We start from the raw sequence: 25,425 nt of genomic DNA, 5'->3' as shown, positions 1-25,425 counted from the left end.
CGGCGTTAAGCCGGGTTCTTTCACTGCCGCAAACAGATTACAGCGCGCGGAACGCAATCTCCGTCGGGATCGCTTCACCCTGCCAATACATCTGCGCGGCCACGCGGCCGGCGAGCTGGCGATACCTCTCGGCGAATTCGCTCTCCGGGCGGCTGATCACCGTCGGCGTACCGCGATCCAGATCTTCACGCAGCGAGATATGCAGCGGCATCTGCCCCAGCAGACGGCTGTTATATTTCTGCACCAGCTTCTCGGCGCCGCCGGTACCGAAGATCGGCTCATGGTGGCCGCAGTTGCTGCAGATATGCACGCTCATGTTCTCGACAATGCCCAATACCGGCACATGCACTTTCTCGAACATTACGATGCCTTTGGCGGCATCCAGCAAGGCGATATCCTGCGGCGTGGTGACCACCAGCGCGCCGGTCACCGGAATGTTCTGCGACAGCGTCAGTTGGATGTCACCGGTGCCCGGCGGCATGTCCAGCACCAGGTAATCCAGATCCGGCCACAGCGTATCCTGCAGCAACTGCATCAGCGCCTTGCTGGCCATGGGGCCGCGCCACACCATGGCGTTGTCGTCGGTCACCAGATAACCGATGGAGTTGGTCGCCAGCCCGTGCGCCATGATCGGCGCCATATGCTGACCGTCCGGCGAGGTCGGCCGCTCGTGTTCGGTGCCCAGCATGTTGGGGATCGACGGGCCGTAAATGTCGGCGTCCAGAATGCCGACCTTGGCCCCTTCGGCGGCCAGCGCCAGCGCCAGGTTGACGGCGGTGCTGGATTTCCCCACTCCGCCTTTGCCGGAGCTGACGGCGATGATGTTGCGCACGCCTTTGATCCCGGCCTGCGCGTTGGCGCGCTTCAGCGTCGTGATATCGTGTTTCAGCTTCCAATCGATGGCGCCGGCGCCGGTCACGCGCAGCAGTTCAGGGCCGACGCTCGCCTGCAGCGCTTCAAAGCCGCTCTGCCAGGCAAAGGGCATCGTCAGTTCGATATGCAGTACATCGTCCAGCAACGCGCAGTGATGGATAGCCTTCAATGCGGTCAGGTTGTTTTTCAACGTCGGGTGTTCAAAGGCGGCCAGTACACCGGTCACCAGGGCGCGCAGAACTTCGGGGTTGGTCTGCTCAGGGGATTTTGCGTTCATCCCGGCTCCTTGATTTTGAATGGGTAGCTTCCGGCTAAGCATACCAGAACTGCGCGGCGGCTGGCGCGTATAACCTGTAAGAAACCGCCCTAGCAGCGAAGGGCGCGATCGGTTAACATCGAAGGCCCTTTTATTCATTACAGAAAGCAAGTTCTCACTATGGCTCAAGTCGCGAAAAAATTATTGGTGACGTGCGCGCTACCGTACGCAAATGGTTCCATCCATCTCGGCCACATGCTCGAGCACATCCAGGCGGATATCTGGGTGCGTTACCAACGAATGCGCGGCCACGAAGTGCATTTCATCTGCGCGGACGACGCGCACGGCACGCCGATCATGCTGAAAGCGCAGCAACTGGGCGTTAAACCGGAAGAAATGATCGCGGAGATGAGCCAGGAGCACCAACAGGATTTCGCCGGCTTTGGCATCAGCTATGACAACTATCATTCGACCCATAGCGATGAAAACCGTGAGCTGTCCACCCTGATTTACAGCCGCTTGAAAGAAAACGGGTTTATCAAGAACCGCACCATTTCTCAGCTGTACGATCCGGAGAAAGGCATGTTCCTGCCGGACCGTTTCGTGAAAGGCACCTGCCCGAAATGCAAATCGCCAGACCAGTACGGCGACAACTGCGAAGTGTGTGGCGCCACCTACAGCCCGACGGAACTGATCGATCCGAAGTCCGTGGTTTCCGGCGCGACGCCGGTGATGCGCGACTCCGAGCACTTCTTCTTCGACCTGCCGGCCTTCAGCGAAATGCTGCAGGCGTGGACGCGCTCCGGCGCGCTGCAGGAGCAGGTGGCGAACAAGATGCAGGAGTGGTTCGAATCCGGCCTGCAGCAGTGGGACATCTCCCGCGATGCGCCTTACTTCGGCTTCGAAATCCCGGATGCGCCGGGCAAATACTTCTACGTCTGGCTGGACGCGCCGATCGGCTACATGGGCTCCTTCAAGAACCTGTGCGACAAGCGCGGCGATCTGGACTTCGACGAGTTCTGGCGCAAAGACTCCACCACCGAGCTGTACCACTTTATCGGCAAGGACATCGTCTACTTCCACAGCCTGTTCTGGCCGGCGATGCTGGAAGGCAGCAACTTCCGCAAACCGACCAACCTGTTCGTGCACGGTTACGTGACGGTGAACGGCGCCAAGATGTCCAAGTCGCGCGGCACCTTCATCAAGGCCGGCACCTACCTGCAGCACCTGGACGCCGATTGCCTGCGCTATTACTACGCCGCCAAGCTCTCTTCCCGCATTGACGACATCGATCTCAATCTGGAAGACTTCGTGCAGCGCGTCAACGCCGACATCGTCAACAAGGTGGTGAACCTGGCTTCGCGCAACGCCGGCTTTATCAACAAGCGCTTCGGCGGCAAGCTGGCCGACACCCTGGCCGATCCGGCGCTGTACCAGACCTTCGTCGACGCGGCCCAGAGCATCGCCGAAGCCTACGCCGCCCGCGAGTTCAGCCGCGCCATCCGCGAAATCATGGCGCTGGCCGATCTGGCCAACCGCTATGTGGATGAGCAGGCGCCGTGGGTGGTGGCGAAGGAAGAAGGCCGCGACGCCGATCTGCAGGCCATCTGCTCGATGGGCATCAACCTGTTCCGCGTGCTGATGACTTACCTTAAGCCGGTGCTGCCTTCGCTGACCGAACGCGCCGAAGCGTTCCTCAACGCCGAGCTGAGCTGGGACGCGATCCCGCAGCCGCTGCTGGGCCATCAGGTGAACGCGTTCAAAGCGCTGTTCAACCGCATCGATCTGGACAAGGTCAACGAGATGGTCAGCGCCTCGAAAGAAGACATGGCCGCCGCCAAGCCGGTGACCGGCCCGCTGGCTGACGATCCGATCCAGGAAACCATCACCTTCGACGACTTCGCCAAGGTCGACATGCGTATCGCCCTGATCAAGAGCGCCGACTTTGTCGAGGGCTCCGACAAGCTGCTGAAGCTGCAGCTGGATCTGGGCGGCGAATCGCGCCAAATCTTCTCCGGCATTCGCTCCGCTTACCCGGACCCGAAAGCGCTGGAAGGCCGTCTGACCATCATGGTCGCCAACCTGGCGCCGCGTAAAATGCGCTTCGGCGTGTCAGAAGGCATGGTGATGGCGGCAGGCCCTGGCGGGAAAGAGATCTTCCTGCTGAGCCCGGACAGCGGCGCGCAGCCTGGCATGCAGGTCAAGTAATCGCACAGATGCGCGGCGTAGGGAGGGTCGAGCTTGCTCGGCCCTTTTTTATTGCCCCAACCCCCACGTTATAAGCATGAAGAAAAAGTCATAACCGCCCTGATTCCCCTGCCCGCCGCATCCGGCTATGATGCTCCGAAACCCAAAATAGACGTCCAGACAGAAAGACTGCTATAACAGACCTTCACCGGGATCGTTTCCCTGCTTTTTTGGAGCCTATAATAATGAAAAACCTCAAGACTTCGCTGCTCGCCCTCAGTCTGTTGTCCGCCCTGCCGCTGCAGGCGGCGGAAAACGCCACCGTACCCGCCGCCATCGCTCAGCATCAGGGGCCGGTGCGCATCGCGGTGATCCGCAACCTCGGATCCGACGACAACACCACGCAATTTTTGGCGGGCGCCATTCAGGAAGGGCGCAAGCTGGGCTTTAAGGTGGATACCTTCCTCAGCAATGGCGACGACGCGCGCTTCCAGGACTTCGTCAATCAGGCTATCAGCCAGAAATATGACGGCATCATTCTCTCGCAGGGGCGAGCCCCCTATTCCACCGACCTGGTCAAGCGCATCGCGGCGGCCGGCATCGCCGTCGCGGCTTTCGATACCGACGTCAGCGGCAGCGTTCCCGGCGTCACCGTCTCGCAGCAGGACGACGCTTCACTGGCCAATGCCTCCTTCGGCCAACTGGTGAAGGATTTCAACGGCCAGGCCAATATTGTCAAGCTGTGGGTGGCCGGCTTCCCGCCGATGGAGCGCCGTCAGGCCGCTTATCAGCAGTTGCTGAAACAGCATCCGGGCATTCATGAGCTGGAATCGATCGGCGCGGTCTCATCCGACGTGCAGGGCGATACCGCCAACAAGGTGGGCGCGGTGCTGGCGAAATACCCGAAAGGCAAGATCGACGCCATCTGGGGCACCTGGGACGCCTTTACCCAAGGGGCTTACAAGGCGTTGAAAGAGAACGGCCGCACCGAAATCAAGCTGTACAGCATCGATATCTCCAATCAGGATTTACAGCTGATGCGCGAGGCCGGCAGCCCGTGGCAGGTCAGCGTGGCGGTGGATCCGAAGCTGATCGGCGCGGTCAACCTGCGCCTGGTGGCCAACAAGATCGCCGGGGAAAGCACGCCGGACAACTATCAGTTCAAAGCGGTGGTCATTCCGCAGGCGCTGCTGCTGGCGCAGCCGGGGCCGGTCAACGTCGCCGGCCTGGCGAAGATCATCCCCGGCTGGGGCAGCAGCAGCGATTTCGTTCAGCCGTGGTTCGCCACGCTGCAGGCCGAACACGGTAAATAATGCTGTTTTTCACGAGGCTGCCGACGCAGCCTCTGTTTTTCAGATAAATATCGGCAGCCCCCTTCCGTCCCCGCCAAAATGCGCTATGTTATCTGCATCGCCCAATAACTGTATGCATAAACAGGTTTCAAATGAAGGGATTCCCCTCGCTGATCAACGTACTGCTGGCCAGTTCGCTGGTGTTGACCATCGGCCGCGGCGTCACGCTGCCGTTCATCACCATCTACCTCACCGAGCACTTCCAGCTGTTGCCGAAAAGCGTGGGCGTGATCCTGGGCGTCAGCCTCACCCTCGGCATCATCGCCAGCCTGTACGGCGGCTATCTGGTGGACAAATTCAGCAAAAACCGCCTGATCCTGCTGTCGATTTTATTGTTCGCGCTGAGTTTCTTCGCCATTCCCTGGATCCCGCGTCCCGGCGGCGTGATCGTGGTGCTGGCGATCCTGCATACCTGTTATTCGGTGCTGAGCATCACCATTAAGGCCTGTTTCGCCGATTGGCTGCCGGTCGAGCAGCGCATCAAGGCTTTCTCAATCAACTACACGCTGGTCAACGTCGGCTGGGCGATCGGCTCTGCGCTCGGCGTTCTGGTGGCCGGGCTGAGTTCGCTGCTGCCGTTCTACCTGTCAGGCGGCCTGGCGCTGGCGACGGTGACGGCGCTGAGCCTGCGCTTGCGCGGTGGTGAACAGCGCCCGGCACCCAGCGCCGCCGCACCGGCCGCGCTGGCCAACTTCCGTCAAACGCTGGCCATCTTGCGAAGCGATCGACGGCTGATCTACTTCACCCTCGGCAGCACGCTGGGCGCGGTGGTGTTCGGTCAGTTCACGGGCTATCTGTCGCAGTACCTGATCACCGTCTCCAGCGCCGAGTTCGCCTACAAAATCATCGGGTTGGTGATGATCGTCAACGCCGGTATCGTCATCGCCCTGCAATACCTGCTCAGCCGCGGCATGCGCCAGGAGAATATGCTGCGCTGGTTGGCGCTGGGCACGCTGTTTTTCATCGTCGGGCTGCTCGGTTTTATGGTGGCCGGCCAGGCGGTCTGGCTATGGCTGGCGGCGATGGCGGTGTTTACCTTAGGCGAGATCATCGTTATCCCGGTGGAATACATGTTCATCGACTTTATCGCGCCGCCGCACCTGAAAGGCAGCTACTATGGCGTACAGAACCTCAGCGCATTGGGCGGCGCCATCAACCCGGTGCTGTGCGGGGTCATGCTCAGCTACGCCGCGCCGCCGCTGATGTTCGTGATGCTGATCGTCGCCGCGCTGCTCAGCCTGCTGTTTTTCTTCCTCGGCCATCGTTTGGCTGAACGTTCTGCGGCAACGGCCGAAGACGCGCGCTGACCCTGCCTGCAACTCTCAAAGCAGGATGTCAACCCGCCGATCGCGCATGGCAGGCATAGCGAGAATTCATAGTGCGATCTGTGGCGTGGCTCACAGTTTAATTGTATGATGAATGCGTCAGTTAAACGGGAAAAGACAATGGCCAACGTGCTCACACTGTGCTGGAAATACCTCAGGGCCCTGCTCCTCATCTACCTGTGTCTGTTCGTCGGCAACGCAGTGGCGGCGCTGCTGCCGTTCGCCATTCCCGGCAGCATCATCGGCATGCTCTTGCTGTTCGCGCTGCTCTCCACCCAGATCCTGCCGGCCAAATGGGTTAAACCCGGCTGTCATTTGCTGATCCGCTACATGGTGCTGCTGTTCGTGCCGATCGGCGTCGGCGTGATGAAATATTACGACCAGATCGTCGCGCATCTGGGCCCGCTGGTCATTTCTTGCCTGATCAGCACGCTGATGGTGCTGGTGGTGGTCGGCTATACCTCACACTATTTTCACCGCGAGCGCCGCATTGCCGGCAAGCCCGACGACACGGAGGGCAACTCATGATCCACGAAATCTGGTGGTCGCTGCCGCTGACGCTGGCGGTCTATTTCGCCGCGCGCTGGCTGGCGCGCAAGTTGAACATGCCGCTGCTCAATCCGCTGCTAGTGTCCATGGCGGTGATCATCCCGCTGCTGCTGCTCAGCGGCATTTCCTATGAGCGCTACTTCCAGGGCAGCAGGATCCTCAACGATCTGCTGCAGCCGGCGGTCGTCGCGCTGGCCTTCCCGCTGTATGAGCAGTTGCACCAAATCCGCGCACGCTGGAAGTCAATTATCACGGTGTGCTTCATCGGCAGCCTGACCGCCATGATCAGCGGCGGCGCCATCGCCCTGTGGTTGGGCGCCACGCCGGAAATCGCCGCCTCTATCTTGCCGAAATCGGTCACTACACCGATCGCGATGGCCGTCGCGGACTCGCTCGGCGGCATTCCGGCGATCAGCGCGGTTTGCGTTATTTTCGTCGGCATCCTCGGCGCCGTGTTCGGCCACACGCTGTTCAACCTGTTGAAAATCACGACCCCCTCGGCGCGTGGCCTGGCGATGGGCACGGCTTCCCACGCGCTGGGCACCGCGCGCTGCGCGGAGATGGACTATCAGGAGGGCGCCTTCGGCTCGCTGGCGCTGGTGATCTGCGGCATCATCACCTCGCTGCTGGCGCCGTTTGTGTTTCCGGTGCTGTTGCATCTGTTCGGTTGATCAGGATGAAACTTGCGATACATCTCGCATTTACGCCTTTTATTACATTGATTTCATCATTTAAGAGATATTGATCACACTTTAATGTCTCTGGCCTGCCTAGAATGTGATCCCGTTAACCTGTAGAGAGACCTTCCATGCATCCGCGTTTTCACACCGCTTTCAGCGCACTGCCCGCGACACTGCAATCCGCCCTGCAGCCCTATCTGGACGCGTCCGACTTTCCGGCGATGTTCACGGCCGAGCAAGCGGCGGCGATCCGCTCAGGTTGCGGGTTGGACGATGACGCGCTGGCATTCGCGCTGCTGCCGCTGGCGGCGGCCTGCTCGTTAACCCCGATATCGCATTTCCACGTCGGCGCCATCGCGCGCGGGCAAAGCGGCAATCTCTATTTCGGCGCCAATATGGAATTCAGCGGCGCGCCGCTGCAGCAATCCGTACATGCGGAACAAAGCGCAGTGACTCACGCCTGGCTGCGCGGCGAAAAAGCGCTGGCCTCGATCACCGTCAACTATACGCCGTGCGGCCACTGCCGCCAGTTTATGAATGAGCTGAACAGCGGCGGCGCGCTGCAAATCCGTTTACCTGGCCGCGCGCCGGCCACGCTGGCGGACTATCTGCCGGACGCCTTCGGCCCGAAAGATCTGGATGTCGCTTCACTGCTGATGGACGAGGTCAATCACGGGCATCAACTGCCGCTGAACGATGCGCTGACGCAAGCGGCGCTGGCGGCGGCCAACCGGAGCCACGCGCCGTACAGCAACGCCCACAGCGGCGTGGCGCTGGAAACGGCAGACGGCAATATCTACGCCGGCCGCTATGCGGAAAACGCCGCTTTTAACCCGAGCCTGCCGCCGCTGCAGGCCGCGCTGATCCTGCTGAACCTCTCCGGCGGCGACTGCCGAGCTATCCGTCGCGCCGTCCTGGCCGAGCCGCAGGACGCGAGCATCAGCCAATGGGACGCCACCCGCGTCACCCTGGCGGCGCTGGGTTGCCAAAACGTCAGCCGCGCCGCCTTCTAAGCGCACGACGGCGGGGCCATCCGGTTCCGCCGTTAACAGCACCGCCCGCCAAATACAATGCCCCGACGCCGCCAGAGACACTTTCTTTAGTTAAAAAATCATTTGATTGTCGATAATTACGCCAACCTGGTTCATCATCGGGCAACAAATGCTGTACATCTTCTCTTTATCTTTTAGGATCGTCGGCAATACAGTTATCTGATACGTGAAGAGTAAAACTGATGGAACTAGAATACGAAAGCAAACGCCCGCTCTACATCCCTTACGCCGGCCCGATTCTGCTGGAATTTCCGCTGCTGAACAAAGGCAGCGCTTTCACCGAGGAAGAACGTAGCCACTTCAACCTGCACGGCCTGCTGCCGGAAGCGGTGGAGACCATCGAAGAACAGGTGGAACGCGCCTACCGTCAGTATCAGGATTTCAAGAACGATAACGATAAGCACATCTACCTGCGCAACATCCAGGACACCAACGAAACCCTGTTCTATCGCCTGCTGGACTCGCACCTGAGCGAGATGATGCCAATCATCTACACCCCGACCGTCGGCGAGGCCTGTGAGCACTTCTCCGATATCTACCGCCGCGCGCGCGGGCTGTTCATCTCCTACCCGAACCGCGATCGCATCGATGACATGCTGCAAAACGCCACCAAGCAGAACGTCAAGGTGATCGTGGTGACCGACGGCGAACGCATTCTCGGCCTGGGCGACCAGGGCATCGGCGGCATGGGCATTCCCATCGGCAAGCTGTCGCTGTATACCGCCTGCGGCGGCATCAGCCCGGCCTATACCCTGCCGGTAGTGTTGGACGTCGGCACCAACAACCCGCAGCGCCTCAACGATCCGCTGTACATGGGCTGGCGCCATCCGCGCATCTCCGGCGAGGAATACCACGCCTTCGTCGAAGAGTTTATTCAGGCGGTCAAACGCCGCTGGCCGAACGTGCTGCTGCAGTTCGAAGACTTCGCGCAGAACAACGCCACCCCGCTGCTGAACCGCTACCGCGACGAGATCTGCTGCTTTAACGACGACATCCAGGGCACCGCCGCGGTCACCCTCGGCAGCCTGATCGCCGCCAGCCGCGCCGCCGGCAGCCAGCTGCGCGATCAGACCGTCACCTTCCTCGGCGCCGGTTCCGCCGGCTGTGGCATCGCCGAGCAGATCATCGCGCAGATGAAGTCCGAGGGGTTGAGCGAAGACGAAGCGCGCGCCCGCGTATTCATGGTTGACCGTTTCGGCCTGCTGACCGACAAACTGCCGAACCTGCTCGACTTCCAGAGCAAGCTGGTGCAGAAGAGCGACAACCTGGCCGGTTGGGAAACCGCCAGCGACGCCATCTCGCTGCTGGACGTGGTGCGCAACGCCAAGCCGACCATTCTGATCGGCGTTTCCGGCCAGCCGGGGCTGTTTACCGAAGAGCTGATCCGCGAGATGCACAAGCACTGCGAACGCCCTATCGTGATGCCGCTGTCCAACCCAACCTCGCGCGTGGAAGCCCGTCCGGAAGACATCATCAACTGGACCGACGGCGCCGCCCTGGTCGCGACCGGCAGCCCGTTTGCGCCGGTAAGCTACAAAGAGCAGCTGTACCCGATCGCCCAGTGCAACAACTCCTACATCTTCCCGGGCATCGGTTTGGGCGTGCTGGCCTCCGGCGCCACCCGCGTCACCGACGCCATGCTGATGGCCGCCAGCCGCGCGCTGGCGGATTGTTCGCCGCTGGCGACCGACGGCCACGGCGCGCTGCTGCCGAATATCGACGATATTCAGGGCGTATCCAAGTGCATCGCCATGGAAGTGGGCAAAGCGGCGCAGCTGCAGGGTGTGGCGATCGTCACCTCCGAAGACGCACTGTCGAAAGCCATCGAGCACAACTTCTGGCGGCCGCAGTACCGCAGCTATAAGCGCACCTCGTTCTGATTGACGCGCTGAAATGACCCAGCCCGGCTCCGCCGGGCTTTTTTGTGCGGCAAAACCGCCGAAAAATGCGGCGACGCGCGTGCTTCAGGCGGTTCGCGTCTTGCGTCGGTCGGTCAGGTAAAGTAGCCTTGATCCATCTTTTTCAGCCCGGCGCGCGTAAGGCAACAACATGTGGAAACGCCTGATAATCAGCCTGTTCATCATCATTGCGGTGTTGATGGGCTCGGCTATTGCGCTCGATCGCTGGATCAGCTGGAAAACCGCGCCTTACGTCTACGACGAACTGCAGGAATTGCCGCATCGCCAGGTCGGCGTAGTGCTCGGCACCGCCAAGTATTATCGCACCGGCGTGATCAACCAGTATTACCGTTACCGCATTCAGGGAGCGATCAACGCCTATAACAGCGGCAAGGTAAAATACCTGCTGCTGAGCGGCGACAATGCCCAGCAAAGCTATAACGAACCGATGACCATGCGCCGCGATCTGATCGCCGCCGGCGTGGCGCCGAGCGATATCGTGCTGGATTACGCCGGCTTCCGCACCCTGGATTCCATCGTGCGCACCCGCAAGGTGTTCGACACCAACGATTTCATCATCATCACCCAGCGCTTCCACTGCGAGCGCGCGCTGTTTATCGCCCTGCACATGGGCATTCAGGCGCAGTGTTACGCGGTGCCGTCGCCAAAGGACATGATGACGGTGCGCGCCCGCGAGATCTTCGCCCGTCTGGGCGCGCTGACCGATCTGTACATCCTCAAGCGCGAGCCGCGCTTCCTCGGCCCGCTGATCCCGATCTCCGCCATGCACACCGTGCCGGAAGACGCCCAGGGTTATCCCGCCGTCTCGCCGGAACAGTTGGTGGAGCTGGAGCACAAGCTGAAAGAAGAGAAGCAGAAAGCCAAACAGCCTTGACGCGGCAAACGCCCAAAAAAGCCGGAAAAATAGGCCTAATGCCGGTCACTTAAGCCTGACTGGTATTTTTTATCCAGTCTCTTTACGTGACGTGCAGGATGAATTGCCGTAAATCCCCCGAATTTCTCTGTTACTACAATGAACGGCAATTGGAGGGGCCGAAGGCGCGGCCCCTCCACCCGCGCCCTTGCTTAACACCGTCTGTCCGCTGTGCGGAAATTACTCGGCCCACCCTGGGCCTCGCCCCTTCGGGGCCGCTGCAAGCAGCGTTCAAATCTGCTCCCGGCAGATTTGTCCTCGCCGCGTCTGCATTGTCGGGCGGGTCGGCTGCGACAAACGTCCCTGTTAGTCTCGCCTCAACCGGCCTTCCCTGGCCGGTTGCCCCTGACAACGCTGTCTTGCTCGGCAGCCGGTGATGCGCGCCTAAGGTCAACACCCGAGCTGGCAGCTACCGGGCAACCTGTCCCTTATGAGGTTATGACAGAGAAGCGAAATCGGAGATGAGCACGGTATTGGACGCCCTTGAAGACGCCGAACGCAGGCATAGCGCATTAGGAGAAACCGCCATGGACGGCGGTTTCAGGTGAGACAGGCAGGGACGCCTGTCGCAACCGGCCTCAATGCGGTATGGCGGAGAGAGGACAAATCTGCCTGGAGCAGATTTGAACGCTGCTTGCAGCGGCCCCGAAGGGGCGAGGCCCAGGGATGGGCTGAGTAACGTTGGCAAAGCCAACCGTCTGATAGGGCAAAGGCGCGGGTTGCCAGGGGCCGCGCCTTCGGCCCCTGGCTCGGTCGAGGTGCTGGAGCCTCATGATGCACCTCTCATTTATCGACCGAAAACGACTCGAGTACTTCAAAAAAACGCTAACTGACCAGCATTAGGCAATAGGCCGGCCTTGTCGTCTGTGCTGCGGTAAATCTACTTCTTCTTGGCGTATTTCAACGAGTCCAGCGCCACAGCGAAGATGATGATGCTGCCCTTGATGATGTACTGCCAGTACGGGTTGATGCCGATATAGGTCAGGCCGTAGTTGATGACGGTAAAGATGATCACCCCGGTCACCACGCCCCACACCGTCCCCACCCCGCCGGCAAACGAGACGCCCCCCACCACGCAGGCGGCGATGGCGTCCAGCTCATACATAAAACCGAGGTTGTTGGTGGCGCTGCCGATGCGCCCCGCTTCCAGCAAGCCGCCGAAGGCATAGAACACGCCGGACAGCGCATAGATCATGATCAGGTTCAGCGGCACGTTGACGCCGGACACTTTGGCCGCTTCCGGGTTGCCGCCGATGGCGAAGATGTTCTTGCCGAAGCGGGTCTTGGTCCACAGGATCCAGACAAATATGATGGCAATCAGCGCATAGAAGGTGATGTACGACAGCTTGAAGTCGCCGAAGCGCAAGAAGCCTTGGGCAAAGGTGGAGAACTTCGGATCGAAGCCGGCGACCGGCGACGCACCGACCGAATCGTAATACAGCGAGTTGATGCCGTAGACGATGATCATGGTGCCCAACGTGGTGATGAACGGCGTCACGTTGAGGTAGGCGATAATCAGGCCGTTAACCAGGCCGATCACCGCGCCGACCGCACACACCAGCAGGATGACCACGGGAATCGACCAGGTTTCCATGTGCGGGAACACTTTGTTGACGTTATCCATCGACTGCAGCAGCGTGGCCGCCACCACCGCCGCCAGCCCCACCTGCCGCCCGGCGGACAGGTCGGTGCCCTGGGTAACGATCAGCCCCGCCACGCCCAGCGCGATGATGATGCGCACCGAAGACTGCGTCAGGATATTGCTCAGGTTCATCAGGCTGAGGAAGGTGGGGTCCTGAATGATGATGATGGCCAACAGCACCAGCAACACCACGTAAATGCCGCCTTCCTTGAAATAGGTAAATAAGGTTTTTTTATTTAGCGCGTTCATAATTCGAATCCTTAAAGGTGCAGGGAGGCGAGACGTAAGATTTCATTCTGCGAGGTCTGCTTGGTATTAACGATGCCCGCAACCTGGCCGTTGCTCATCACCAAAATGCGGTCGGTGATCCCCAAAAGCTCCGGCATTTCGGACGAGACGATAATGATCCCCTTGCCCTTCTTCGCCAGCTCGGTCATCAGCTGATAGATCTCGAACTTGGCGCCCACGTCGATGCCGCGCGTCGGTTCATCCAGCATCAGGATCTCCGGCTGCGTCAGCAGCCAGCGGCCGATGATCACCTTTTGCTGATTGCCGCCGGACAGCGAGCCGATATGGGTGTGATGCCCCGGCGTTTTCACCCGCATGGCGTCGATCACCCACTGGGTGTCGCTCTTCATCCGCGCGTTGTCCAGCAGACCGAGCTTGTTTTTATAATTGCGGATGTTGGAGATCAGCGAGTTGAAACCCACGTCGAGGTAGGCGTAAATCCCGGTGGAACGGCGTTCTTCGGTCACCAGCGCAAAACCGTGGTTGATCGCTTCGTTGGCGCTGTGGTTGTCGATCGCCTTGCCGTGCAGCTTGATGGTGCCCGCCACCTTTTCGCGAATGCCGAACAGCGTCTCGACGATGTCGGTGCGTTTGGCGCCCACCAGCCCGGCGATGCCGAGGATCTCGCCCTGGTGCAGATCGAAGGACACATCGCGGATCGAAGGCTGCCGCAGCGACGTCAGGTTCTTCACCTCGAGGATCACCTCACCCGGCGTGTTCTGCCTGTCGGGGAAACGCTGGCTCAGCGAGCGGCCGACCATCATGGCGATGATCTTGTCCATATCCAGCCCTTCCAGCGGCTGGGTGGCGATCCACTGGCCGTCGCGCAGCACCGTTATCTCGTCACACAGCTGGAAGATCTCTTCCATCTTGTGCGAGATATAGACGATGCCGCAGCCGCGCTCTTTCAGCTTGCGGATGATGGTGAACAGGTGATTGACCTCTTTCTCCGTCAACGAAGAGGTCGGTTCGTCCATGATGACGATCTTGGCGTCATAGGAAAACGCTTTGGCGATCTCGATCATCTGCATCTGCGACACCGACAGGTTGCCCACCTTTTCGCGCGGGTTGATGTCGATATCCAGCTCGTCGAAGATCGCCTGAGTGTCTTTGAACATCTTGTCCTGATCGACGAACAGGCCTTTGGTCGGGTAGCGTCCCAGCCACATGTTGTCCATCACGGTGCGCTGCAGCACCAGGTTCAGCTCCTGATGCACCATGGAAACGCCGTGCTCCAGCGCTTCCTTCGAGCTCTTGAAGTCGATTTCCCGGCCCTGAAATACAATGCTGCCGCTGTCTTTTTTGTAAATGCCGAACAGGCATTTCAACAACGTCGATTTCCCCGCGCCGTTCTCTCCCATCAGGGCGTGAATGGAGTGCGGACGGACGCGTAAATTGACATTGTCCAAGGCTTTGACGCCGGGAAATGACTTACAAATATCCGTCATTTCCAGCAAAAATTCGCGTGAGCTATCGGCCATAAATACACCTGGCTTAACGATCTTGCAGTCGTAAACATCCCCGCCGGCGGTATCCCTGGTGTTGGCGCCGCAGGCGGGGTCTTAGCGGGATCTCAATTCTTATTTAATGAACTGAGACAGGTTGTCTTTATCTACGCCGACGTAAGGGATACGCACGACTTTATTTTCGATTTTATATTGGGTGCCTTCGGTGGCCGGTTTGCCCGCCGCCAGGTTTTTCGCCAGCTCGAAGGTGGCCTTCGCCTGATTGTCGGCGTCATTCAGCACCGTGCCCGCCATCGCACCGGATTTCACCAGCGCCAGCGCTTCAGGCAGCGCATCCACGCCGAACACCGGAATACTGGTCTTGTTGTGCGCTTTCAGCGCTTCCACCGCGCCCATCGCCATGGCGTCGTTGTTGGCGATCACCACTTCGATCTTGTTGGCGTTCGGGCCGGAGAGCCAGGCGTCCATCTTGTCTTTCGCCTGCGCGGTATCCCACATCGCGGTATCCAACTGCAGCTGTTGGGTCTTGATGCCTTTCTCGTTCAGCGTTTTCACCACGTAGGTGGTGCGCGCTTCGGCATCCGGGTGGCCCGGCTCGCCCTTCAGCAGCACGAATTGGATCTGGCCGTCTTTGTTCAGATCCCAGGCCGGATTGGCTTTCCAGTGTTTGGCGATCAGTTCGCCCTGGATCACGCCGGACTCTTTGGAATCGGTGCCGACGTAATACGCCTTGTCATAGCTGTCCAGCGCTTTGCGGGAAGGTTCTTTGTTGTAGAACACCACCGGGATATCGTTTGCGCGCGCCTTATCGATAACCACCGGCGCCGCGGCCGGGTCGACCAGGTTGATCGCCAGCGCTTTCACGCCCTTGGCCAGCAGCACGTCGATCTGATCGTTCTGTTTGGACTGATCGTTCTGCGAGTCATTCATCAACAGGGTAACGTCCGGTGAAGCCTTGGCGTCTTTCTCGATCGCTTTGCGCACCACCGACATGAAGTTGTCGTCGTATTTGTAAATCGTGACGCCAATACGGGTATCAGCATGGGCTGCGGCGCCAAACATCATGGCAGCGGCCATGGCGGCCAGGGTGAAAACCTTCTTATTCATTGTCAATCTCCGGTTCTGTGTAGGGTATTACTCGTCTTTGAGCCAATGGTCACCGGCAGTGCGCGCACCCCAGGCCAGGCGATTTCCACTCAACACCTGTCGTCCGTGGATCTTGTTATTTCCGAGAAATGCTGTGTCAGCGCGAGATAAACGGTTACAGCGGCAAGGGCCTTTGCGCCTGAAAACGCCTAGAGCATAGACGGCGTGATGTTAATATTCTGTGAATTTTCTCACAGATTGAAAACGGTTACACAAGATTAAATCGTCAGAGAGTGACCGTCGCCTCACTTTGCCAGGGGGCGACAGAATGGCGCCGCACCAGCGTCGGCATGAACAGATGGCTCGCCTGCGGCTCCGCCAGGCCTGCTGCGCCCTGTAATGCCAGCTCGGTCGCCAACGTGGCCATCGAAACGATCGGGTAACGCACCGTGGTGAGTTTGGGGCTGGTGTAGCGCGCGATGGGAATGTCGTCGAAGCCGATCAGCGAAAAATGCTGCGGCACCGTGATACCGTTTTCTTTCAGCACCGCCATGGCGCCGGCGGCCATGGCGTCGTTGTAGGCAAACACCGCGCTCAGCTGTAAGTTGCGCCCCAGCAGCTCGACCATCGCCGCCTCGCCGCCCTGCAGATCCGGCGAACCGTACGCGCGCCAGCTGTCGGGCTTCGCCAGCCCGGCGGCGGCCATCGCCTGCGCATAGCCTTGCTGACGCAGCGGCCCGTCTTCGATCGGGTGATTGGAGCCCAGATAACCGATGCGCCGATGGCCCTGCGAGAGCAGAAGACGCATCGCCATGTCAGCGCCGCAGACATTGTCCAGCCCAACGCAGCGCGGCTCATAGCCGGGGATAATCCGATTGATCAGCACCATGCCCGGCACCTGCTCCAGAAAGCCGATCAGTTCGGCGTCGCTCAAGGCTTTGGCGTGAACAATCAGGGCGTTACAGCGCTGACGGATCAGCACTTCGATCGCATGGCGCTCTTTGTCCGCCTGATGATAACTGTTGCCGATCAGCAGATACTTGTGGTGTTTCTGCGCCACCGTGTCTACCGCTTTCACCAGCGCGCCGAAGAACGGATCGGACACGTCCATCACCACCACGCCCAGCGTATCGCTGCTTTGGGTCGCCAGCGCCTGTGCATTGGCGTTGGGGCGGTAGCCCAGTTCCGCCACCGCCTGCAGCACCTGTTCGCGCGTCTCTTTGCTGGTCAGCGCGCTGTGATTGAGCACGCGAGACACGGTCGCCACGGAGACGCCGGCGCGTTTCGCCACGTCGCGAATAGTGATCGGATGAACTGGAGGCATGCGGGATCCTGAAATCGGGGTAGTGGCCGGTGGCGCTATCCTACCCCGATTGACCCGCAGCGCTGCGTGAATTACGTCACAGGAAAGAAAACGTTTACATACATTTTTTTAACCTGCCGATGGGCGCTCACTTCAGCGCTTTGGATTCCGTTTCACCGGCGGCCATCTGCGTCAATTTGCGCCACAGCCATTCCATCGGCCCCTGTTCGAAGTAACGCAGCCACAGTGCGGAAAAGACCAGGTTGACCCACCAGACCAGCGGCACAAACGCCAACAGCTGCAGCCGGTCGAACTGCTCATAGAGGCCAAAGCGATAAAACAGCGTAGTGCAGATCAGCGTTTGCAACAGGTAGTTGCTCAGCGCCATGCGCCCCACCTGGCTCAGCCAGTGGGCGATGCGCAGACGCGACAGCGCGGGCCAGAAACCGTAACACAGCGCCAGGTAACCCAGCGCCTGCAGCGGCGCGCCCAGCTCGCGCGGCACCTGCAGCAGGAAACCGCTCCAGCGATACTCCCAATGCACCTGCCATTGCAGCGCCACCGCCAGCAGTTGGATCAGCACGGACAGCGGCAACAGCCACGCCGCCTGCCGCAGGTAATAGCCGGAGGAATAGCTGCCGCGCAGCCAGCCGCTGCGCATTAGCCCGGCGCCGAACAGCATCAGCCCCGCCAGCTCCCAGCCATACTGCGCGCCGATGGCCAGCAGGCTGGACGAGAGCAGATCGGCGCGGCTGCGCCAGGCTTCGAAACCGCCCTGCAGCTTCCAGAACTTCTCGTACTGCAATTCCGCCACGCCCGGCTGCCAGAAGCTGCCCGGTTCACCGTGCGAGACAAAACCGAGCAGCAGCAGCACCGCCACGCCGATCAGGTAGAGCACCACGCCGGTTTTCAGCAGCTGGAATGTGTCTTTGGCTTCGCGGATCATGCGCCAGCACACTAAGCCGATTAGCCCGTAAGCCAGCAGAATGTCGCCGTCCCACAGGAAGATGGCGTGCGCGAGGCCGAACAGCACCAGCCATGACAGCCGCGCGCGGATCCAGCTTTTGCCGCGCCGCAGCAGCATTTGCAGCCCGGCGCCGAACAGCAGCGCGAACATCGCCAGGAACTTGGCCTGGGCGAAAAGATCCAGCAGCGCCCAGGTCCAGGCGTCGCGCGATGACGGCATCCCCAGATAGGCCGGATTGAGGTAGGCGGCCTTCGGCAAGCCGAAGGCGCTGATGTTCAGCAATAAGATGCCGAGGATGGCGATGCCGCGCACGCAGTCCAGCGTAGCGATACGCGGCAGAGGATGACTGTTCATTTTTTATCGCTGTCTTCCGCTCATGAAAAAGGCGCCCGCAGGCGCCTGTTGTCGTTTTGCGAGTCGCCCCGCAACGCCATCACCCCTGGTGATGGCGCACCGCGCGCAGGAACTCCTGGCGGGTATTTTGGCTGGACTTGAACAGCCCCCCCAACGAGGTGGTGGTGGTGGCGCTGGTCGCGTCGCGAATGCCGCGCGCTTTGACACAATAATGGACTGCATCGATCGATACCGCCACGTTATTGGTGCCGAGCAGGGTCTGCAGCGCAACCAGGATCTGCTGGGTCAGGCGCTCTTGCACCTGCGGACGCTGGGAGAAGAACTGCACAATGCGGTTGATCTTCGACAGACCGATCACCGAGTCTTTCGGGATATAGGCCACGGTGGCCTTGCCGTCGATGGTGACGAAGTGGTGTTCACAGGTGCTGGTCAGCGTGATATCGCGCACCGTCACCATCTCATCCACCTTCATTTTGTTCTCGATGACGGTGATTTTCGGGAAGTTGGCGTAGTCCAGACCGGAGAAGATCTCGTCGACATACATTTTGGCGATGCGATGCGGCGTTTCCGCCAGGCTGTCGTCAGACAGATCGAGATTCAGCAGCTGCATGATTTCGGTCATGTGCTCTTTGATGCGACGCTTGCGCGTTTCGCGATCCAGCACTTCCCCGCGCAGCGGTGTCTCCAGACCACGCTCTTCCAGTGCCGCATGCACCAGCGCGGCTTCTTTACTTAATGATGTCATGTATTTGTTCTCCTGCGGACGGAACCCGCCGGCGGCCTGATAGGGCGTGCGGCCGGCGAATTGCTTGCTCTCGTGACGGCAGAGTTTTCGTGGTGGATAACGTGAACCCGGTCAAGATTTTGCCCCCACTGTAGATGAGAGCGCGGCGATTATCCAGTGATAGTGCTTCATCCAGAGGTGAAATCTTCGCATTTAGCACAATCAGGCCGGCTGCGGGTCTCCACGCTTTTTGTATGGATTTTAATCACCGAGTCGCCGTTTTTTGCGCCAACCGCCGCGCCGGGGTATTCACCGCCAGCCCTCCGGCCACCAACAGCGCTATCACCGCCACATACAGCGCCGGTTCCAACCGATGGGTCAAGGCGGTCGACAGCGCCGACAGCATCGGTCCAACCAGCTGGCCGATCGCATAACCGGTGGTCAGCAATCCGGCCATGTAGCGCGCATGGCGCGGCGCCAGTTCACGGCCGTGCTGCAGGGCAAGCTGCACCACGCAGAGGAAACCGCCGCCGGTCAGCAACGCCCCGAGCGCCAGGCCGGCCACGCCCGGCACCACTTCGGCGCTCAGTACGCCGAGCGCCTGTACCCACAGCGTGATCGCCAACCGGGTTTGGGTAGTCAGCCGATGGCGGGTCACAATGCCGATAACGATCCCCAGCACCGCCGCGCCGCCGAACACCGGCCAGACGAACTGTGCGAACAGGCTGTCGGGAAAACGCGCCGCCGCCATCTGCGACAAGAAGGTCGCCGGCAGGATATAGCCGAAGCCGGCCAGGCTGTAGCTCCACACCAGACGCTTGAGCGCCGGCGTCAGCAGCAGCGGCTCCGGGGCCACGTCCGGGCGATGCAGCTCGCCGCTGCGCGGCAGAAAGGCGCTAATCCCCCCGACCAGCACCAGCGCCAGCCCGCCATACACCAGCCAGGCCTGCGCCGCCGTCAGCCCCAGCGCGTTGATGCCCACCGCCAGCATGCCGCTGAGGAAGATGCCGGCGCCCGGCCCGGCGAACACCGCCGCGCTCAGCGCCGGCCGGCCGTAGTGCGCCAACCGCTCGTTGGTCCAGGCCGCCACCAGCACCATCGCCCAGCCGCTGGCCCAGCCGATGACGAAGCGCAGCGCGCCGTGGGTCCATTCATCCTGCGCCAACGCCGACAGCAGCGTCAGCGCCATCGCACCCCATACGCCCAGCCACAGGCGCCGCTCGACGTGGCGCGTGGCGCGCATCGCGTCGTAGGCGCCGCACAGGTATCCCAAATAGTTGATCGCCGCCACCAGCCCAGCGCCGGTCAGGCTGAACTGGTGGTCAGCGATCATCAGTGGCACCTGAGGGGTGAAAGCGAAGCGGCCAATGCCCATCGCCACGATCAGCGCGGCAAACCCGCTCAAGGCAATACGTAAAGCCATACCGGTATCCAAAAGGTTAAAAGAAAGTTGCCAGTATCATGCCGCAGTATTAAACTCACAAAAACTGAATAATAGTTATCAAGTTCATCACGAAACGAGAATATTATGGATCTGACTCAGCTTCGCATGTTCTGCTGCGTAGCGGAAACCGGCTCGGTCGCCCGCGCCGCCGAGCAGCTGCACCGCGTGCCGTCGAATCTGACCACCCGGCTGCGCCAGCTCGAGCAGGAGCTGGGCGCCGATCTGTTTATCCGCGAAAAACAGCGCCTGCGCCTGTCGCCGATGGGCCATAACTTTCTGTGCTACGCCAATCGCATCCTGGCGCTGAGCGACGAGGCGATGAGCATCACCCATGCCGGCGAACCGGCGGGCAACTTTGCTCTCGGCTCGATGGAGAGCACCGCCGCCACCCGCCTGCCCTCGCTGCTGGCAGCTTACCACCAGCGTTTCTCGCAGGTGTCTCTGTCGCTGACTACCGGCACCTCCGGCGAAATCGCCGATCGGGTGCGCGCCGGCACGCTGGCGGCAGCGCTGGTCGACGGCCCGGTGCCCTATGACGAGCTAAACGGCTGCATCGCCTATCCTGAACATATGGTGGTGATCTCCTGTCTCGATCACGCGCCGATCCACAGCGCCAAAGACGCCAACGGCGAAACGCTGTTCGCCTTTCGCGCCAGCTGTTCCTACCGCCTGCGGCTGGAGGCCTGGTTCAAGCGCGAAGGCGCGCGGCCGGGGCAGATCATGGAGATCCAGTCCTATCACGCCATGCTGGCCTGCGTCGCCAGCGGCGCCGGGCTGGCGATGATCCCGCATTCGGTGCTCAGCCTGCTGCCGGGCCATGAGCGGGTTCGGGTTCACCCCCTGCCGCCGGACGTGGCCGACACCGCCACCTGGCTGCTGTGGCGCCGCGACGCGTTCGGGCCGAACGTGCGCGCGCTGAAAGAATTGATTATTGAACAGACGGAAACCGCCGCTGTTGATGAAAGCACCCCCAACGATTTATCAGACGTTGTCGATATCGCCTGATTTAAAAAGAAAACCACTGAGGAGACTATGATGGAGATGATCAAAACCCGCGCCGCCGTTGCCTGGGGCCCGAACCAGCCGCTGAAGATCGAAGAAGTCGAGCTGATGCCACCGCAAAAAGGCGAAGTGCTGGTGCGGATCGTCGCCACCGGCGTTTGTCACACCGACGCCTACACCCTGTCCGGCAAAGATCCGGAAGGCGTGTTCCCGGCGATCCTCGGCCACGAGGGCGGCGGCGTGGTGGAAGCGGTCGGTGAAGGCGTCACCAGCGTGGCGGTCGGCGATCACGTGATCCCGCTCTACACCCCGGAGTGCGGCGAGTGCAAATTCTGTAAATCCGGCAAGACCAACCTGTGCCAGGCGATCCGCTCCACTCAGGGCAAAGGCCTGATGCCGGACGGCACCACCCGCTTTTTCAAGGACGGCAAGCCGATCTTCCACTACATGGGCACCTCCACCTTCTCCGAATACACCGTGGTGCCGGAAATTTCACTGGCGAAAATCAACAAGGAAGCGCCGCTGGAGGAAGTGTGCCTGCTGGGCTGCGGCGTCACTACCGGCATGGGCGCGGTGATGAACACCGCCAAAGTGCAACCGGGCGACACCGTGGCGATCTTCGGCCTGGGCGGCATCGGCCTGTCGGCGATCATCGGCGCGCAGATGGCCGGCGCGGGCCGCATCATCGGCATCGACATCAACACCAGCAAGTTCGATCTGGCGCGCAAGCTGGGCGCTACCGATCTGATCAACCCGAAAGACTATGACAAACCGATTCAGGAGGTGATCGTCGAGCTGACCGACGGCGGCGTCGACTTTTCCTTCGAGTGCATCGGCAACGTCAACGTGATGCGTTCCGCGCTGGAGTGCTGCCACAAGGGCTGGGGGGAATCGGTGATCATCGGCGTCGCGGGCGCCGGCGAAGAGATCTCGACCCGGCCGTTCCAGCTGGTCACCGGCCGCGTCTGGCGCGGTTCGGCATTCGGCGGCGTCAAGGGCCGTTCGCAGCTGCCGGGCATCGTCGAGCGCTATCTGGACGGCGAATTCGCGCTGAACGACTTTATCACCCACACCATGGGGCTGGAGCAGATCAACGAAGCGTTCGATTTGATGCACGAAGGCAAATCGATCCGTTCCGTCATCCACTTCGACAAATAAGCCAGGAGGCAGAGATGACGTTGTCATTGGAACTTCTCGAAGAGCACCGCATGTTCGGCGGCTGGCAACAGCGTTACCGCCACGCGGCGCAGAGCCTGAATTGCAACATGACATTCAGCATCTACCTGCCGCCGCCGCGCGATGACAACCCGCCGCCGGTGTTGTACTGGCTGTCGGGGCTGACCTGCAACGACGAGAACTTCACGTTGAAAGCCGGCGCGCAGCGCATCGCCGCCGAGCTGGGCCTGGTGCTGGTGATGCCGGATACCAGCCCGCGCGGCGACGAGGTGCCGAACGACGAAGGCTACGATCTGGGCCAGGGTGCCGGGTTCTACCTGAACGCCACCCAGGCGCCGTGGGATCGTCACTTCCGCATGTACGACTACATCAGCGCCGAACTGCCGGCGCTGATCGAACAGCACTTCAGCGTCAGCGATCGTCAGTCGATCTTCGGCCACTCGATGGGCGGCCACGGCGCGCTGATGATGGCGTTTCGCAATCCGCAGCGCTTCCGCTCGGTATCAGCCTTCGCGCCGATCGTCAACCCGTGCCAGGTGCCGTGGGGCCGCAAGGCGTTCACCGCCTATCTGGGCAGCGACGAGAGCCAGTGGCTGCAGTACGACAGCTGCCATCTGCTGGCCAGCGGCGCGGAAAAAATGCCGGTCCTTATCGATCAGGGCGATGACGACCAGTTCCTGGCCGATCAGCTGCAGCCGGCGCGGCTGGCCGAACTGGCGCGCCAGCGCGACTGGCCGCTGACGCTGCGCATTCAGCCGGGGTACGATCACAGCTACTTCACCATCGCCACCTTCGTGGAAGATCACCTGCGTTTCCACGCCGAGCACCTGTTCCGCTGATAAAAAAATCCGGGCGGTTTAACCGCCCGTATTTCTTCAAAAACCAGCAATCATCTTCGTGCTAACAATACAGCTTATTGAACGGATAATGGCACTGAGACGTCATTTGAGCCCGTTCAAATATGCGCCATACGTTAAACCATCACTCCTTCAATTTCGGATCCAATGCGTCGCGCAATCCGTCGCCCAACAGGTTGAAGGCCAGCACGGTGATGAATATCGCCAGGCTGGGGAAGATCGCCACGTGCGGCGCGATCACCATATCGGCGCGCGCCTCGTTGAGCATCGCCCCCCACTCCGGCGTCGGCGGCTGGGCGCCCAGGCCCAGAAACGACAGGCTGGCGGCGGTGATGATCGAGGTGCCGATGCGCAGGGTGAAATAGACCACGATCGAAGACAGGGTGCCCGGCAGAATGTGCCGCAGGATGATGGTCCAGTCCGAGGCGCCGATGCTGCGCGCCGATTCGATATAGGTCAGGTGCTTCAGCACCAGCGTATTGCCGCGCACCAGGCGGGCGAAGGCCGGAATGCTGAAGATCGCCACCGCGACGATCACGTTGGCCATGCCGCTGCCCATGATCGCCACCACGCCGATCGCCAGCAGAATGCCGGGAAACGCGAACAGCACGTCGCAGACGCGCATGGTGAGGCGATCCCACCAGCCCTCATAGTAACCGGCCAGCAGCCCCAGCAGGGTGCCGATCGCCCCGCCCGCCAGCACCGAGAACACCCCGGCCGCCAGCGAAATACGCGTGCCCATCAGGATGCGGCTGAAGATATCGCGCCCGAGGGAATCTACGCCCAGCCAATGCATCAGCGAAGGCCCCTCATTCAGCCGGTCGTAATCGAAGTAATTTTCCGCATCGAACGGCGCCAGATAAGGCGCCAGCAGCGCCGCCGCAATCAGCAGCAGCACCAACAGGCCGGCGACCAGCGCCGCCCGCTGGCGGCGAAAACGCCGCCAAAATTCGCCCCACGGCGTGCGTACCGCGTTAGGGTCGATAAGCGGCATCGCCTTCAATGCGGCGCTGCGCCGCCAATGCTTAATCATGCCGCGTCCTCATTGGTAACGAATCGCCGGGTTGATCGCCGCGTACAGCATATCCACCAGCAGGTTGATCAGGATGAACTCCAGCGAGAACAACAGCACCTCGGCCTGGATCACCGGGTAATCGCGCATCTCCACCGAGTCCACTAGCAAGCGCCCCAGCCCCGGCCAGTTGAACACCTTCTCCACCACGATCGAACCGCCGAGCAGGAAACCGAACTGCAGCCCCATCATGGTCACCACCGGGATCATCGCGTTGCGCAGGCCGTGCTTCATCACCACCACGCTTTCCCGCACGCCCTTGGCGCGCGCGGTGCGCATGTAGTCCTCCTGCAACACCTCGACGAACGAAGCGCGGGTGAAGCGCGCCATCACCGCCGCCACCGCCGCCCCCAGGGTTACCGAAGGCAGAATGTAGTGCCGCCAGCTGTCGGCGCCCACCGTCGGCAGCCACCCCAGCTCGACCGAGAACACCTGCATCAACAGCATGCCGAGCGCAAAGGCCGGGAACGAGATCCCCGACACCGCCAGGGTCATGCCGAGACGATCCGGCCAACGGTTACGCCACACCGCCGACACTACCCCGATCGCCAAACCGAACGCCACCGCCCACAGCATGCTGGCGACGGTCAGCCAGAAGGTCGGCATAAAACGCGAGGCGATCTCTTCGCTCACCGGGCGTTTGGACACCATAGAGATGCCGAAGTCGCCCCGCAGCGCGTTGACGAAGAAGTGCGCAAACTGCTGCGGCAGCGGCTTATCCAGCCCCAGATCCTTGCGCACCAGCTGCACCACCGCCTCGTCGGCCTCCGGCCCCGCCGCCAGCCGCGCCGGATCGCCCGGCAGCAGGTGGACGAACAGGAACACCAGCACCGCCACAATCAACAGCGTCGGGATCAGGCCCAGCAGTCGTTTCAGAAAATAATTGAGCATCTCATTCCTTCCCCCGCCCGCCGCCGTCTGGCCGCAGGCGGGGATGG

The 25,425-nt window shown here is 61.0% G+C and carries 21 protein-coding genes; 11 read left to right on the top strand and 10 right to left on the bottom strand.

All coding sequences use genetic code 11. The features are described from left to right. Nucleotides 1–37: 37 nt before the first annotated feature. Nucleotides 38–1,150 carry an iron-sulfur cluster carrier protein ApbC gene (apbC, locus tag CPH57_RS04480; protein WP_069100909.1) on the bottom strand — a complete coding sequence of 371 codons (1,113 nt, stop codon included), beginning with the start codon at nt 1,148–1,150 and terminating at the stop codon, nt 38–40. A 159-nt stretch (nt 1,151–1,309) separates the two neighbouring features. Between apbC and metG the strand changes: the two genes are divergently transcribed. From metG to sanA, 8 genes are all read left to right on the top strand, one after another. Then, nucleotides 1,310–3,337, top strand: a complete 2,028-nt coding sequence (gene metG / locus CPH57_RS04475) for a methionine--tRNA ligase (protein ID WP_072628014.1) — start codon at nt 1,310–1,312, stop codon at nt 3,335–3,337. Between the two features lie 224 nt (nt 3,338–3,561). After that, nucleotides 3,562–4,629: a sugar ABC transporter substrate-binding protein gene (locus tag CPH57_RS04470; RefSeq protein WP_096242083.1), complete on the top strand. Its 1,068-nt coding sequence runs from the start codon at nt 3,562–3,564 to the stop codon at nt 4,627–4,629. A gap of 131 nt (nt 4,630–4,760) precedes the next feature. Continuing rightward, the gene (locus CPH57_RS04465; RefSeq protein ID WP_033642449.1) at nt 4,761–5,975 is read left to right on the top strand and encodes an MFS transporter; all 1,215 of its coding nucleotides are present in this window, start codon (nt 4,761–4,763) and stop codon (nt 5,973–5,975) included. A 138-nt stretch (nt 5,976–6,113) separates the two neighbouring features. Beyond that, a complete protein-coding gene (locus CPH57_RS04460; protein ID WP_033642448.1) occupies nt 6,114–6,521 on the top strand; it encodes a CidA/LrgA family protein in 408 nt (135 codons plus the stop codon). Continuing rightward, nucleotides 6,518–7,213, top strand: a complete 696-nt coding sequence (locus CPH57_RS04455) for a CidB/LrgB family autolysis modulator (RefSeq protein WP_033642447.1) — start codon at nt 6,518–6,520, stop codon at nt 7,211–7,213. The genes CPH57_RS04460 and CPH57_RS04455 overlap by 4 nt, the downstream gene beginning before the upstream one ends. Nucleotides 7,214–7,350: 137 nt before the next feature. Further along, nucleotides 7,351–8,235 carry a cytidine deaminase gene (cdd, locus tag CPH57_RS04450; RefSeq protein ID WP_033642446.1) on the top strand — a complete coding sequence of 295 codons (885 nt, stop codon included), beginning with the start codon at nt 7,351–7,353 and terminating at the stop codon, nt 8,233–8,235. A gap of 221 nt (nt 8,236–8,456) precedes the next feature. Then, nucleotides 8,457–10,154 (top strand): NAD-dependent malic enzyme, encoded by a 1,698-nt coding sequence (locus CPH57_RS04445; protein WP_004938945.1) that lies wholly within the window; start codon nt 8,457–8,459, stop codon nt 10,152–10,154. A 169-nt stretch (nt 10,155–10,323) separates the two neighbouring features. Further along, nucleotides 10,324–11,067: an outer membrane permeability protein SanA gene (gene sanA, locus CPH57_RS04440; protein ID WP_004938948.1), complete on the top strand. Its 744-nt coding sequence runs from the start codon at nt 10,324–10,326 to the stop codon at nt 11,065–11,067. 919 nt (nt 11,068–11,986) lie between these two features. Here sanA and mglC read toward each other — a convergent pair. The 7 genes from mglC to CPH57_RS04405 form a co-directional block, all read right to left on the bottom strand. Then, nucleotides 11,987–12,997: a galactose/methyl galactoside ABC transporter permease MglC gene (gene mglC / locus CPH57_RS04435; protein WP_033642445.1), complete on the bottom strand. Its 1,011-nt coding sequence runs from the start codon at nt 12,995–12,997 to the stop codon at nt 11,987–11,989. A gap of 11 nt (nt 12,998–13,008) precedes the next feature. After that, entirely contained in the window at nt 13,009–14,517 is a 1,509-nt protein-coding gene (mglA, locus tag CPH57_RS04430) for a galactose/methyl galactoside ABC transporter ATP-binding protein MglA (protein ID WP_004938959.1), read from the bottom strand. 99 nt (nt 14,518–14,616) lie between these two features. Continuing rightward, nucleotides 14,617–15,609, bottom strand: a complete 993-nt coding sequence (mglB, locus tag CPH57_RS04425; RefSeq protein WP_033650594.1) for a galactose/glucose ABC transporter substrate-binding protein MglB — start codon at nt 15,607–15,609, stop codon at nt 14,617–14,619. Nucleotides 15,610–15,874: 265 nt separating this feature from the next. After that, nucleotides 15,875–16,912: an HTH-type transcriptional regulator GalS gene (galS, locus tag CPH57_RS04420; RefSeq protein WP_096242082.1), complete on the bottom strand. Its 1,038-nt coding sequence runs from the start codon at nt 16,910–16,912 to the stop codon at nt 15,875–15,877. Nucleotides 16,913–17,039: 127 nt separating this feature from the next. After that, nucleotides 17,040–18,212, bottom strand: a complete 1,173-nt coding sequence (yeiB, locus tag CPH57_RS04415) for a DUF418 domain-containing protein YeiB (protein WP_096242081.1) — start codon at nt 18,210–18,212, stop codon at nt 17,040–17,042. Nucleotides 18,213–18,291: 79 nt separating this feature from the next. Continuing rightward, on the bottom strand, nt 18,292–18,957 hold the full coding sequence (gene folE, locus CPH57_RS04410) for a GTP cyclohydrolase I FolE (RefSeq protein WP_004938969.1): 666 nt from the start codon (nt 18,955–18,957) through the stop codon (nt 18,292–18,294). Between the two features lie 244 nt (nt 18,958–19,201). Continuing rightward, on the bottom strand, nt 19,202–20,359 hold the full coding sequence (locus CPH57_RS04405; RefSeq protein WP_033650593.1) for a YbfB/YjiJ family MFS transporter: 1,158 nt from the start codon (nt 20,357–20,359) through the stop codon (nt 19,202–19,204). A 105-nt stretch (nt 20,360–20,464) separates the two neighbouring features. Between CPH57_RS04405 and CPH57_RS04400 the strand changes: the two genes are divergently transcribed. From CPH57_RS04400 to fghA, 3 genes are read left to right on the top strand one after another with little or no spacing between them, the layout of a single operon-like run. Further along, the gene (locus tag CPH57_RS04400) at nt 20,465–21,385 is read left to right on the top strand and encodes a LysR family transcriptional regulator (protein WP_033654969.1); all 921 of its coding nucleotides are present in this window, start codon (nt 20,465–20,467) and stop codon (nt 21,383–21,385) included. A 30-nt stretch (nt 21,386–21,415) separates the two neighbouring features. Continuing rightward, nucleotides 21,416–22,540, top strand: a complete 1,125-nt coding sequence (locus CPH57_RS04395) for an S-(hydroxymethyl)glutathione dehydrogenase/class III alcohol dehydrogenase (protein WP_160880177.1) — start codon at nt 21,416–21,418, stop codon at nt 22,538–22,540. A 14-nt stretch (nt 22,541–22,554) separates the two neighbouring features. Next, a complete protein-coding gene (gene fghA / locus CPH57_RS04390; RefSeq protein WP_015377214.1) occupies nt 22,555–23,397 on the top strand; it encodes an S-formylglutathione hydrolase in 843 nt (280 codons plus the stop codon). A gap of 142 nt (nt 23,398–23,539) precedes the next feature. Here fghA and gsiD read toward each other — a convergent pair whose 3' ends face one another. Beyond that, nucleotides 23,540–24,448 (bottom strand): glutathione ABC transporter permease GsiD, encoded by a 909-nt coding sequence (gsiD, locus tag CPH57_RS04385; protein WP_172428001.1) that lies wholly within the window; start codon nt 24,446–24,448, stop codon nt 23,540–23,542. A gap of 9 nt (nt 24,449–24,457) precedes the next feature. Next, complete coding sequence (gsiC, locus tag CPH57_RS04380) at nt 24,458–25,378, bottom strand: glutathione ABC transporter permease GsiC (protein ID WP_019454429.1); 921 nt, start codon at nt 25,376–25,378, stop codon at nt 24,458–24,460. Nucleotides 25,379–25,425: the final 47 nt, after the last annotated feature.

Origin of the sequence: Serratia sp. JKS000199, assembly GCF_900215455.1 — a bacterium.
Classification (GTDB): Bacteria; Pseudomonadota; Gammaproteobacteria; order Enterobacterales; family Enterobacteriaceae; genus Serratia; species Serratia ureilytica.
Note: the sequence above shows the minus strand (reverse complement) of the source record. Positions and strands in the feature narration are given on the sequence as shown.